Annotated in this window: 15 protein-coding genes; all 15 read right to left on the bottom strand. The window is 30.8% G+C overall.

Features of this window, described 5'->3' with window-relative positions; all coding sequences use genetic code 11:
- On the bottom strand, positions 1 to 516 hold the full coding sequence (locus tag ACMFBB_RS05375; protein WP_435263435.1) for a hypothetical protein: 516 nt from the start codon (positions 514 to 516) through the stop codon (positions 1 to 3).
- A complete protein-coding gene (locus ACMFBB_RS05370; RefSeq protein WP_435263434.1) occupies positions 506 to 1279 on the bottom strand; it encodes a hypothetical protein in 774 nt (257 codons plus the stop codon). Before ACMFBB_RS05370 ends, ACMFBB_RS05375 begins: the two co-directional genes overlap by 11 nt.
- 3 nt (positions 1280 to 1282) lie before the next feature.
- Entirely contained in the window at positions 1283 to 1798 is a 516-nt protein-coding gene (locus tag ACMFBB_RS05365) for a hypothetical protein (RefSeq protein WP_435263433.1), read from the bottom strand.
- On the bottom strand, positions 1795 to 2214 hold the full coding sequence (locus ACMFBB_RS05360; protein WP_435263432.1) for a TIGR02594 family protein: 420 nt from the start codon (positions 2212 to 2214) through the stop codon (positions 1795 to 1797). The genes ACMFBB_RS05365 and ACMFBB_RS05360 overlap by 4 nt, the downstream gene beginning before the upstream one ends.
- Positions 2207 to 2686 (bottom strand): phage holin family protein, encoded by a 480-nt coding sequence (locus tag ACMFBB_RS05355; protein WP_435263431.1) that lies wholly within the window; start codon positions 2684 to 2686, stop codon positions 2207 to 2209. The genes ACMFBB_RS05360 and ACMFBB_RS05355 overlap by 8 nt, the downstream gene beginning before the upstream one ends.
- Positions 2686 to 3414, bottom strand: a complete 729-nt coding sequence (locus ACMFBB_RS05350) for a hypothetical protein (protein ID WP_435263430.1) — start codon at positions 3412 to 3414, stop codon at positions 2686 to 2688. The genes ACMFBB_RS05355 and ACMFBB_RS05350 overlap by 1 nt, the downstream gene beginning before the upstream one ends.
- Positions 3411 to 4367 carry a DUF6712 family protein gene (locus ACMFBB_RS05345; RefSeq protein WP_435263429.1) on the bottom strand — a complete coding sequence of 319 codons (957 nt, stop codon included), beginning with the start codon at positions 4365 to 4367 and terminating at the stop codon, positions 3411 to 3413. Before ACMFBB_RS05345 ends, ACMFBB_RS05350 begins: the two co-directional genes overlap by 4 nt.
- Positions 4364 to 5722 (bottom strand): hypothetical protein, encoded by a 1359-nt coding sequence (locus ACMFBB_RS05340; RefSeq protein WP_435263428.1) that lies wholly within the window; start codon positions 5720 to 5722, stop codon positions 4364 to 4366. Before ACMFBB_RS05340 ends, ACMFBB_RS05345 begins: the two co-directional genes overlap by 4 nt.
- Positions 5722 to 6072, bottom strand: coding sequence for a hypothetical protein (locus ACMFBB_RS05335; RefSeq protein WP_435263427.1), 351 nt, complete (start codon positions 6070 to 6072; stop codon positions 5722 to 5724). The genes ACMFBB_RS05340 and ACMFBB_RS05335 overlap by 1 nt, the downstream gene beginning before the upstream one ends.
- A gap of 808 nt (positions 6073 to 6880) precedes the next feature.
- Positions 6881 to 7702 carry a hypothetical protein gene (locus ACMFBB_RS05330; RefSeq protein ID WP_435263426.1) on the bottom strand — a complete coding sequence of 274 codons (822 nt, stop codon included), beginning with the start codon at positions 7700 to 7702 and terminating at the stop codon, positions 6881 to 6883.
- An 82-nt stretch (positions 7703 to 7784) separates the two neighbouring features.
- Positions 7785 to 8510 (bottom strand): hypothetical protein, encoded by a 726-nt coding sequence (locus ACMFBB_RS05325; protein WP_435263425.1) that lies wholly within the window; start codon positions 8508 to 8510, stop codon positions 7785 to 7787.
- Between the two features lie 151 nt (positions 8511 to 8661).
- Positions 8662 to 9933 (bottom strand): hypothetical protein, encoded by a 1272-nt coding sequence (locus ACMFBB_RS05320; RefSeq protein ID WP_435263424.1) that lies wholly within the window; start codon positions 9931 to 9933, stop codon positions 8662 to 8664.
- A gap of 468 nt (positions 9934 to 10401) precedes the next feature.
- Entirely contained in the window at positions 10402 to 11919 is a 1518-nt protein-coding gene (locus tag ACMFBB_RS05315) for a terminase large subunit domain-containing protein (protein WP_435263423.1), read from the bottom strand.
- A complete protein-coding gene (locus ACMFBB_RS05310; RefSeq protein WP_435263422.1) occupies positions 11906 to 12499 on the bottom strand; it encodes a hypothetical protein in 594 nt (197 codons plus the stop codon). The genes ACMFBB_RS05315 and ACMFBB_RS05310 overlap by 14 nt, the downstream gene beginning before the upstream one ends.
- 54 nt (positions 12500 to 12553) lie before the next feature.
- Positions 12554 to 12814, bottom strand: a complete 261-nt coding sequence (locus ACMFBB_RS05305; protein WP_435263421.1) for a hypothetical protein — start codon at positions 12812 to 12814, stop codon at positions 12554 to 12556.
- Positions 12815 to 12926 lie beyond the last annotated feature (112 nt).

Here is a 12926-nt window from a genome sequence, read left to right as displayed (position 1 = left end):
CTATTGCCATTTTTCAAGGGTTAGTTTATCACAAAAAGGAGACTTAAAAACAAACTCACAACGATACCCGTATAAATAATCAGAGGTGACGGGTCCTATTTTTGTAAATTGAAATGAAAGTTTATCCAATGCGGAATACCAATTATTTTTAGTTTTATCAGTATTAAAAGCAGTCGTGCTTTCTTCTATCAATTTCCGATATAACTCTATGGCTATTTCTAAAGCATTATTAATTACTTTGTTTTGTGATATCTCATCATTACGGTCACTTGTGTAAACACCATCCATTCCTAGAATATTAAACGCACATTGATAGTTTAAAAATGGTAAACTTTCAGTATTCCCAACCTCAATAGTTGGGCTTTCAATAGTCATTAAAGGAAAAATAGTACCAGGGCGAACAGGGCCATCAAATTCGTTTAAGTTCCAACGGTAATTTGTTTTAATATCCTGGTGCTTTTCGGCTAGGTTTTTTAATTTTTCAATTATATCACTATGCGTAATTTTAGTTTTCATTTTCTGAAGCTTTTAATTTTTTTGAGTAATCATCTAAAAATGTATATAGATTAGTATGATAGGTTTTATCATAATCACCAAAGGTTCCTGCAGACATGCTTAGTATTAAATCACCTATACCTGAACTTGATGGCGTTTTTTTAGTGCTGCTTTTTGGCTTTGGAAATACCAAGGCATATTTAGGTAAACTAGCTATGTAATCTCTACATCCCATATAAGATAGTAACCCTGCATATACAATCTCTTTTTTTACCTTTTGAAAGGCTTTTGCTTTTTTTTGAAGTAACTCTTTATTAAAAACAGCACGTGTTCCATTTGTATCAGGCGTATATAAAACAGCTAGTATGTATAATAAATAATCATATCCGTAATTTTTTGAAGAATCTTCTTTAGTATTTAAGTACCCTAAATACAAATCTTCTAATACTGAAAACTCACCTATTGAAATATTCCCTAATCTATCAGATGGTGGTAAATGATTTACCCCATTGACTTTAATACTAGAGAAAAAACGTGTTAAGTTTTGAGCTTCATAAAAGTCTTTATAATGTGTCTTTATCTCAGACAAACTCATCACTTTTAAAAGCATTAAAAAACGCCTTCTCAACCTGAGCTTATACCACTTGATTTTGAAGAGAATTTTTAAAAGAGCATAATCAAAAAACAATGGAGGCAATTTTGAAAAATACAACTTCGCTACTTTTTTAAGTTGTGAGTCACTAAGCTCATTCCATGTCGTGGGAATGCTGAATACTAACTTCATTTTTTAATTCTTTTTAAAAAGATTGGAAAACATCTTGAATCGTGTTAGTATTTGTGGTGAAAACCAAAACCCCAATAAAGCATACACCCACCAAGGAATTAGTATAACTTTTTTAAAAATATACTCCTCTGTTTTTTGCTCATCAGTTTTTTGAGTATCCTCATTCCTTGTGCTTGTAACAATTTTGTTTTGGCTTCCTTCTATTGAAAAACTAGTAATTAGCTCCCGATTTTGGTTATCATAATATTGCTTATACCCAGATGAACCACTTCTTTTTTGTGTGTTAAGTTTAGACAGTATTTCGTCTATTTTTCTATCTGTATGTGGGTTTCCACTTGATACAACTGGAGTAATTATGCTATCTCTAATTGGAGAAGTTTTTACGGTAATATTTGTACTGTCTTTTGTAAACTCTTTAGAGTGCTTTATGTTCTTGAAACTCTTTTGCTCTACTATTTTTTTTGCACCCAAGCACGAGCAAAATAAAAAGACACCTAGTAAATAAATTAAATTTTTCATACTCTTCTAAATTGTAATAATCGTTTTTTTGGATAGGCTTGAATATTTACGGCATTGTTTTGATTGCCTCCCAACACATACACCCAGTTTTTTGTTTGACGGATATAAAACCCTACGTGTCCTTTCCAACTGTTAGGGTTTTCACGCCATAAAACAACAATATCTCCTTGTCTAGGATTCTCCACTTGCACACCAACACTAAGCCAACTTCGAGCGTTTAACTTTCCTGAATAAGGCACTCCTACTTTTTTACAAACCCAATTAGCAAAAGCACTACACCAAGCAGTTTCATCTTTTAAACGATAGCCATCATAGCCAAGTTCATTAAAATAGCGTAACACCTTTGGGTTATCTCGAATACCTTTAATCTCTCTAATTCCATATTGCGACAACGCTTTTTCTATTATTTTACTCATGAGTTAACGGGTTTAATTCTTCTACTTCTTTTATACTTTCAGAATGTTTATGTGTATCTATGTTTTTTAGTATTTTCAGTAATAACACATTACTTATAATACCAAGTAAACTCATGTTTTTTAGTACGGATATCAACTGAAATACTAGAATAGGCAGTAATATTGCTTCACTTAAAAAACTAGCAAAACTGTAGGCATCCTCTATGATTAATACCGTAGCAAGTAACCACCAAAAAGCTCCTATTTTATAAAGTGCTTTTACTGATTTTTTGGTTTGAAAAGTACCTGACTTCAAAGCCTGTATTACCCCAAAAATCATATCTATAACCACTACCGCGAAAATGGCTACAAATTGATTTTGTTCTTTAATAAGCATGTTGATTAATCCTGAAAAGACACCTCCAGCGACTCCAAGAAATAAGAGGAATTTTAGTTGCATTGTATGCTGTTTTATTTTTAAAATTATATTCATTATGTATTGCTTTTTTCTATGTAGTAAACTACTATTGTAGCTTTTGTTTTAGGTTCAAATACAACTGGTATTTGATAACTATTTGATTCGTCTTTGTATTGGATCCCCTCATGAATACCTCCATCAACACTCATAATTGTTGGAACTCTTGAAGAAGCTGTTATAATTGCTTTAGCATTAATTTTATTTTCATACCAAGCAAAATTTTGAGCATGAGAAAACCCTCCTGTAAATGTCTGCTGAGGGTCATCGATATTAAAGGGGATTAAATTTTTAAAAACAACTCGTCCTGAACTTTCAAATTCTGACGCTGGTAAACTTACAATATCAAGCTCTCCAATTCCTGAATAATTAACAGGGTGGTTATCTTCAATATCTGGAGAAGGGGTCGCTATTTTTAATGAGCCCGTAAAACCTACTTTTGAAAATAATGGAGTGCTTACGTCATATTTACCAAATAGCGACACCTCAGATTTTTTTAATCGTATAATTTTATTTGGCCCATCGTCTACTACTTCTAGAAAAACATCAATTTCATAATTCAATTCAATGGACTTCTCTTTTACAATAGAAAGCCCTGTTATTTGATTTGTTTTATCTAACTCTAAATTGATAAAATCATCAAATCTACTATCACTTTCAAAATTTATAATTTTTGCTTTCATTCCTCCAGATTGACATGAACATTTTGATTCACTTATTTCTATGTTTGCGTTTACCGTAATCATATTGCTACAATTCCTTTTCCGTTAATAAATGGTTTTGATATACTTTTTGTTTTTGGTGCATAACCTATAAACACATCAGGGTTGTCTTGTATTAATTTTTTAGCAATTTTTAAAAAGTTAGATGCTTCATTCTCTTTACCTTTTTTTTGTTCATTTATGAAAGAACTCAATCGTTCTTTTGAACTAAAATTGCGCTCATAATCCAATAAATCAAAACGTAATTGAAACCCTGTAGACTCCTGAAAATATAGACCACTACCCAAGGTTTTAGAAACCACATAAAAAACATTAGCTTTACTTACATAATCCTTTACTTCTTTATGGATCTCATTTTGAACTTCTGAATTTTTTAAAGTTTGTAAAACTGATTTTCCTAAAACAGGAATCAAGTATTGATACTCTACCGTTTCAAGTTCATTTGTAAGAGATAAAAAGGTTTGGCGAGAATCAAAAATATTATAATGTTCTTGAAAATCTTGGGTACTATTTACCAGTAACTTTTTAAACTTGGTGTATTGTTTTGAACTTTTCCAAGCTGGAAATTCAGCTTCATTTTCTTCTAGTACCTGAAGTAAATTATCTAATGCTTTTAACCCTGTTCGTTTGTAATATCGTTGAACATCTCTTATATCACTTGAAGCTGCTGATTTTTGGTCTTTAGGAGCTACAATATTAATTCCTCCTGAAGTAATCTGAATTGCGCCAAGTGGTAAATATTCATAAATAGCCAAATTAGTTTCTGTTTGTTTAGCGTAATGAACAGCCTCCTTGATTATTTCTGAACCTCCTGAGTGCTCTTTGATTATCTCTGCCTGTTCTTTTCCAATATATTTACACAACGTGTTTTTATATACATTTTCTAAAAAAGGTGTAAGCTTTTCAAACCCATCTTCTCTAAATGAGGTTTCAACCGGAATAAACTTTTTAAAGTCTTCTAAATTTTTAGTTATCATAGATTTGCTGCTTTTTGGGTTCCTGTAGGGTTTTTATCTAGTGTTGTGAGTATAGTATCTTCAAAACCTCCTAAAACTTCGTCAGACCACCCGTTATACTGTTGGATAAATTCAAAAGATTCTAGTACCGTTTCTCGTTTAGGTTTGCTTCTTGCGCAAAGGATGGTCCATGCTTCACGCTTATCACTTCCTCCACCTGCACCCATTCCCCCAGGAATACCTGCACCGATTAGCGTAGGGTCAACAGAAATTGCAAATAGCACCTCAGAGTTAGCCGCAGTACCATCTGGCAAAAAAGCCCCATCTTTTAGTTTATCATCAATCGCAGTTATTTTAATTCCTGAAAACGGCTTTCCTTGATTATCTTTATAAATCATGGACCAGATAGACTTACCAGCATTTTCAGTTCCTCGTAAATATTTATCTATAAATTCAACTAATGCCTTTCGGGTAGTTTCTTTTTCTTCTAGTGTAAAATCATCCCACTCTTTGTCTCCTCCTTTATACTTTCGTTCAAAATATTCTTCATCAACCTCAATATGGTATTTGATATTTACTTGGTTTTCAAACAAGGCTTTTTTAAACTCTGGTATAGAATTGGCAACATGTATCCATTTTGAATAATAAGCAGAATGCCAAGAAGCAACAGGGTAATAACTCTCATCCAGCATGCTGTAAAACATGGGACGAACAAAGCTTTTAATCTTGTTTTTCTTACAATATTCTTTAACCTCTTCAGCACTCCAATAACTATCTATTAACGGGATTTCTTTTGCATAATCAGATTTTAAATCAACACCATCAGCCCATTTTGTTGATACCCATACATTTTTTATAAATCCTGACTTTTCATTCATCAGTTCAAAGCGACAATGTGCCGCCTTTTGACGGTAAACTCTGCTAATGGTATTTCCATCATTCGATAAAATATACTCAGGAAATGAAATAGCTAAATAAGTTAAATCAGCGATGCTTTCTTTAAAAAAGCGTTTCATCTGACTATTTTTAAAAAAGGTATTTATCTCAGGATATTGTCGTAATGACTGTTGGATTAATTTTCTTTTAGATTCACCATTTTTATCATCTTCAAAAACTTCTTTGTATAATATAAAACCACTACCATACAAAGCGTCACAAACTAAACTTAGCCCAGAGGTTGCCGCTGCATTTTTACGCACTTCTTTGAGTAGTTTTTGTGGAAAGTCATTATCTGAACCCCAAGTGGCAATACCTTGCTTTTTGTTTTCGGTATGAACTATTACTTTTGTTGGTTCGTTAGTAGTTTTTGTACTACTATTCATACTTACCACCGCCTGACCATTACCTACGATTCCTATGTGTCCGAAACTTTGCATTAGTAATTCACTATTTTATCGTTAAACAATTTGATGTATCGTATTTTAATTTTCCTAATATTTTTCACATTAGCCTCTTCAAACTCAATATTGATAGTTGAATTTTTAAAATGCTCTGGATATTTTTTTTCTTTAGAAAGCAAAGACGCTGAACGTGTCATTGAAGAAAGAGTGCGTTTCTTTTTTACATTTCGCATTACCAATCTTGCATTTGTGTAATGCTTTAATTTTCCACCTTTTTTAGTGAAGTCATTAAAAGTAAATGCAGACAAAGAAAATGCAAGCCCATCACCATTGGCATCTGTTTTGCGCATTTCTTGTAAAACTTCTTTTAGTGTAATTGAATCCATATAGCGAAAATATATTCACCTATAGAAATGTGGTAGGACAAAAAAAAACACCTTGAAAAAGGTGTTTTGGGGTAAGTATGTATTTTATTTAACGATTAATGTATGGTTTCGTTGGTGCGAACACTAAGATAGTAAAAAAGAAAAGCCTCATTGTTCAGCCGTGGCGAATTTTCCGATAGGAAAATCCGCAGCAATGAACTATAGATGTTGTTAGCACATGTTTTTTTTTATTACAAAGAAAATTGACATAATCAAAAGCAAGGGAGTAATCCATAAGACAGTTGAGTAAAGAGCATAATAACCTCGAAATTTTAAATTTCCTTTATTTTTGACCCATAATCCGTCGCTAAGTCCAAATTCATCAACATTGAAAGGCTCTTTTTTGAATATTATGTCAAAAAGTATAGTGATTAGTTTTACTATATTCAGTGTTATAAATGGAGAAAACGTAATTAGAATACAATTGTAGTTACAGAAAAAATTCCATTTTAAAAATACGAGTAATATTCCCAAAAATCCAGCTATAAAGGTTCGATTTAAGATACTTTTGAAATATTGAGTTTTTTTTCAAATCTTCAGAGAAATTAATTATCAAAATACTAGCGATTGGGAAAATCGAAATTAGTATATAGAAGTAAATTTCCGAAAGTGTCATTTTTAAATATTTGCTAACGGCTCTGTATAAACTTTGTTGCGTTGTTTTCAAGCTAAAAGTAAGTAAAATATTACTGATTAGAAAGTCCGCGAGGACTTTCCCAAGTAAGCTATTAGCTAGCAATAAAATTTATACCTTGTTAGCCATAGTTTTTTATTCCGTTAAACTGTTCAATTGTTTTTCTAATTCAGCAGTTCCATTTTTAATTTTACAGGTTTTAATCAGCTTTGATTTACTTTCAAAATATTCAAATAAGAATTTTGATTTATGGTAACACTTGTTGTCGTTTGTTATAAATCCTTTACATATTGAACCATAAGCTGAATGTTTTGCGTCATTTAATAAATTGCTAAAATCTCCTTTTTCATTCATTGAATCTGGAAAAAAACCAATAAAATCTAAATTCATATAAGCTGTTGTATAGTAATCAATATATGTCAAAGGATTTGTTCTAGTATTTCCTCGCAATGATAGTCCGAATTCAACAAATTCCTTTAAAGAACTACTAATACCCATCATTTTTATTAATTCGTCCAATTGAGCAACTGAAAAATTACAGATACTCTTTGGGTCTAGTTTAAAATACGTTTTGATAATATCATCTCTTATTGGACCATACTGGTCTGTCATTTGTTTTACAACAGCTAATGGCATTGTTGCATTATCAAAAACATTCTGTTCGAAAAACTCAAGTGCATTTCTATTTTCAACATTAACATAATCACGTCCAAAATATTTAACCATTACTAAATTATTTGTCTTTTCAGAAAGATAATTCAAGTCATTTATTCGTGTGCTAGATGATTTTTCAGATGTCTTTTCTAAATCTCCAAGATGTGCATCCGAATAAACTAAAGTAATTTTATCTGATTCTCTTTTTAGAAAATCATCCAGAACGATATGAGGATTCAATTTTGGTTCTTTGAGTATGGAAAATAAATTCCAATCTATGTATGTTAATTCCTCTGTTTTCAATGTTTGGGAAAATTATGGCTAACGTTTTGGCTAAGCTGCGTTTTAATGCAGTTTAGGTGTTGTTGGCGGTAGTTTTCATTTATTATCCAAATTCCCAGAGGACTTTTTTGTTTGCTTTTATTGCCTGATCTAAAAAATCAAAACAAGCTTCAAATTCCTTTTTAAATTGCTCTGCCTTGGTTATTGACTTTGTGAAATATTTAGTATCATTAAACTTAATCATAGGTTTAATATCCAAATAAAAGTCAATCTTTCCATAATCATCATTATAACTTTTTATATGGATTTTATTTCTTACATTTTCATAATTATCATAATGGTATAAATCTCCTTCAATAAGCCCCTCTATTCCATCAATTAATATGGAACCAACTTCTTCATTAAGTTCTTTAGACTTGAAAATTGAATGGACTAATGGGAGTTCAAAACTTCTGTCAATCAAATGATTTTGAATCTTTTTCAGAATCTTTTTTAATCTTTTGGGATCTCTTTCCCTATCTTCAACTTTTTCACTGATTATTAAAAAATCATTTAAAAGATTATTAATATTATTTAGACTTCCATTTCCAGTTGTGACATCTGATATTTTATCCAAAATTTTTGATTTGTCCCTTTCCTCAAAAGGCTGTTTTTCTCCTATTGTAATTTCACCGTAAGTGTTTGGTGATACTTTTTTTATCTCTTCATCACTTAAAAATGATTCAAAATTCAAATACCAATCAAAAATTATTTCATCTTGAAAGCTTCTCGAAAGGTGTGGACTTTCAATGCTTTCATCATAGACATATAAATCGAGGTCCATTCCCATTTTAGTTCATTTTAATTACTGCCAACGTTTTGGGTATGGTTTGTTTTGGTTTTTTGGCTGTAATTTAGCAAATAAAACCGAACTTTAAGCTTAGTAACTACTTTACTAAATAAACCTAACAGCGAAAATAAACTATACCCTCTTGTTACCCTTAGTTATTAAAAGATTTCAATTTATTCATAAAAGTTAATCTTCTTTCTTTCTCGTCATTCGTTTCAATTGGAATTTCTTTAAGATAAAATATTTCGTTAGGTTCAAAATATTCAATTTTCCTTAACTCTATCGAATATGTTTTCTTGGATGATATAGGAGTGTTATTCTTGTCAAAATTTTGTCTAGAATGAGTTTTCTTTATCCAATTACCATTATTGTCATATTCATACTTGTAATAATGGATTACAATTTTATCTTCATAAATAGTCTTCTCTTCAATTAAATCTTTTTTATCGTTAAATTTATTTTCGATTGTCTCACGATGATACTTTGCTGGAATTTTACTTTTAGGCATGTCAAAAAAAGAACTATCATTCGGCACATGAAATGAATTAATTACTTGAAGATTGTCTTTGGTTTTTCGGAGAGTTAAAGCAAAGCCATCTCTACCATCACCAATTATTCTAATCTTTTTGATTAAATTATCATCATACTTATAAAGGTGTGTATAGTTAAATCCTAGTTTATATTTTTTTTCACTTATAAGTCTATTACTCATATCAAATTTATACTCTGACACTCTATCAGATTCATTATCAGAAAAATCTAAATCATGATTTCTAAAGAAAATAATCTCTCCATTTGCATTATATAAAATTGTATTGTCATAAGTTTTATAAGCATATTCAGAAAAAGTGTCATCAAGCATTTCTCTTTCTACAATTTCCAAAATGCCTTCATCTAAATGTCTATACTTATAAAAGCTTCCAAATTCACTGATTACCTCTAGATTATTCTTTAAATCATATGAATACCTTTCTTTTATTTCATTTTTATAATTATATACCCATCTGTGTATTTTATCAATTGTATATCCTTTAATAGATTTTATGTGATATTTTTTATAAACTAATCTTCCAATAGAATCATAATAGTACTGAGTATATAATTCATTATCAAATTGATTGCGATAAATTCTTCCATCTGGTAAATAGAAAATTTTTTCTTTAAAAAATAATGTATCAGTTCCAATAACTTCATATTTTTTGTTTTTATCATCTTTACCAGTCTCATAAAACTCTATCGATTTGGGAAAGTCTGAGTTTTTAATATTTAAATTATTTGACCAATCTACTTTTGATAGACTAGAAATAATTTTTTCCTCATTTTTCTTTAAAGAATTGGAAAATTTAACACACTTTTCAATTTTCGAACTGCAAGAAGCTATAATTATTAAAATAAAAACTAAAAATTTGAATTTTCTGTCCATTTTTTTCAATTAAGGGTAACTCCTTATATAAAGAATAAAGTTCTCGTTTATCCGATTATTCTTCCGGATAAAAGGAACTTTTGTTCCTGTTTATCTTTATTTATTAAGGTGTTTTTTTTCACAAATATAACTTTTACAATTAATTATATAAAGACAACAGTAACCTTTTATTCCGTTTTTATAGTTATCGGATAACCTACAGTTTTTGTAGTCTTTTGATTTAAAAGCCATCAAATCATTCTGTTTTATCTCAAAAATTAGGCGTTTTTTGAATGTTTTCTCATTTTTAAAAACATAAAACATTGATTAATAGTAGTTAGTGTTGTTTTTCACCCCTGTAAATTCTCATTTTATAACGATAGTCCTCGCAGAACCCTAAGATATTTAACAATTGTTGTTTTTGAAATTTAGTGAAATATGAAAAACGCCCCCAGAATTTACTGAAGGCGTTGAATTGATTTAAAAAAATTAGGCGGTTAGAAATTCGATATGCTCCCTATCTCTATCACTCAATAAATCTTTATAGAGTTCCCATATAGGTATATCAAAGGCATCAGAGTAATGTGTTGTGTGTTCTTGCTTCATACTCTGATTCTTCTCATCTTTCTTTACCTTTTCTATTCCGTTGCGTCCATCGGTGGCCTCAGCTCGTTCAATAGATATTATTAGATTCGGATTGTTTACCTCATTAATGGTAATCTTAGGAAAATTCATATACCCCTTGAACATTAGGTTGATAAGGGTGTACTTTAGATTATGAGGAGCTGCAGGTTTTCCTTTGGATTTATCAGTAACTCGCCAACCTCTTTGTTTAAGCATTTTTACAACTTGATCCCCATAGGTATCCATTGAGTTGGATGTACGAGCGTTTCCATCATGCCCATAATAAAGTTGTATTCTTTTGTTTGGGTATTCCTCATAATAATCACAGAAATCATCTATTAAATTATTGATAATCTCTGGCTGTTGCTTGTGAAAGGAATTTACTACTCGGTGTTCATTAGCATGAGTTTGTGATACTACTAAGGAAATAAATATCCCCCAATCAATAGAAAGCGTTAATGGTTTACTAGTATCTAAATCAGCATCTTTTCTACAATCTAAATGGGAACTTTGATAATTTGGAGTCAAATCCATCAAATACTTTTTGTTTAGATTAGTATAAAGGTGTTTTTTACCAAATTGTGGATAAAATCCGTTTAGTATTTCTTTTGGTCGAATATTTAAAATCTCCGCATTATAAATGATTTTTGAAGGAGCTTGCTCTTCCATTTCAATGTACCATTCTGGTCTGTTTATTTTGTTTACAGTGGCAGGGGCTTTGATAAAAATATATTTTTCGTGAAATTTTATTTGTTTTTTAATGATTTTCTCTTCCATATCGGTAAACCATTTCCCCTTTTTACTTAGAGGAGTGGAGGAGGCATATATTTCACACCCTAACAGTGAAGCGTTTGGGAATCTTTCAGATTTAGCACGGTTGGTAGCTTTAACATTATAATACAATTTCTCAGGATCAAATAAAGCGGCTTCATCCCCTAAAACTCCAAAAACATTAAAACCACGACCACTATCGGAATTATCCAATGATACAAGATGAAAGATTGCCCCGTTTGAAAAGTGAATAATATTTTTCCATGAATTAGGAGCTTCTTCAGGAGGTTTAAAGCCATTACTTTGTGTTCCATTTTTTCCAACTACATAATCAACATTTTCAAAAATACCAAGCTTGGCAAGCCCCTTTTTTGTAGATGGTAAAGTTCTAGCTAGTATTTGTTGATAGGTTGACCCAACCAAAGCAAAGGATGCACCAGGCATTTGCTTTACCATCTTTTTCATGAAATAAGCAAGAATGAAAGATTTTCCAGTTCCACGTCCCCATTCAAGATATACTTTTGATTTCTTTAGCTCTTCAACAGCAAAAAAAGCTGCCATTTGTGCTGGGTTTAGTTGAATTTCTCTGAAGTTATTGTTATTCTTCATCATTCTTATCTTGTTTTACTTCCTCATAATCAACATCTTCTATTGTTAAATTATTGAAATCCCCTACACCTCCTTCTAGAAAAGAACTGAGTTGATCAGCTACTCCTTTAGGTAATGAATATTTATCTGGTTTGTCTTCAAGTTTAGCTGCATTAAACTCTGAAGCTTCCTCTTTGTCTATTTCTAGGTACTTTTCTAATTTGGTAAGGGCTTGGGTAACTGCTATCGGGTTTTTCTGCTTCATAGCCATAAGGAGTGCCTTATGGGCGTATTCTGATAATACAACTAAAGATGCTTTTCTATCTGATTTATGCACCTCGCCAAACAAACGTTCAGCAAAGGTCATGTCCTTATAAAGTTGTTGTTGTGAAATGGAATTACCTAAAAGTTCTTGTTGATCTTTATAGGCGTTTATAGCTTGTAAGCGTGAGTGAAAATTTAAGCGTAAAGTAAATAAAGTTAACCAACGTTCCCTTTTCTCATTTTGCTTTTTGGTAAGTATTATTTTACCAGGGTTTTTGTAGTATGCCCATATTTTATCAAATGTAGTATCTCCTATGTTTATTTGTGGTAAACCTGACATCTATTATTTTTATAACAAAAATGATAGACACTAGGTTTATATCATAGGACACTTTTACAATGAAGTTTCAGCCAGTTCAATGAAACACCAAACAATTGATAACCCATTTTCATCAGTAGAATCTTTTTGAGGCAAGTAACCTAAACTAGTTAGTATATTATAAAGGTCGTATGTATCAATAGAATCTTTAGGAAAGGAAGTAAATAACAACTCTAAAACTTCTTCACTACTTAGTTTATGGTTTGCATTTTCTGGGGTACTTGGTTGGAAATTATTCTTAATAAAATCTGTGATTGGTTTAGTAGTATCTATCATTGTTTTTTATCCTTTTAATTATCTCAAAAATCAAGATTATGAATGTTGTGAGGTAGGACAAAAAAAACACCTTAATTAAAAGGTGTTTTGAAAGTTATTATATATACTTACT

The sequence above is a fragment of the Tenacibaculum sp. nBUS_03 genome (genome assembly GCF_051201695.1).
In the GTDB taxonomy this organism is placed as follows: domain Bacteria; phylum Bacteroidota; class Bacteroidia; order Flavobacteriales; family Flavobacteriaceae; genus Polaribacter.
This window is presented reverse-complemented; position numbering and strand designations above follow the sequence as displayed.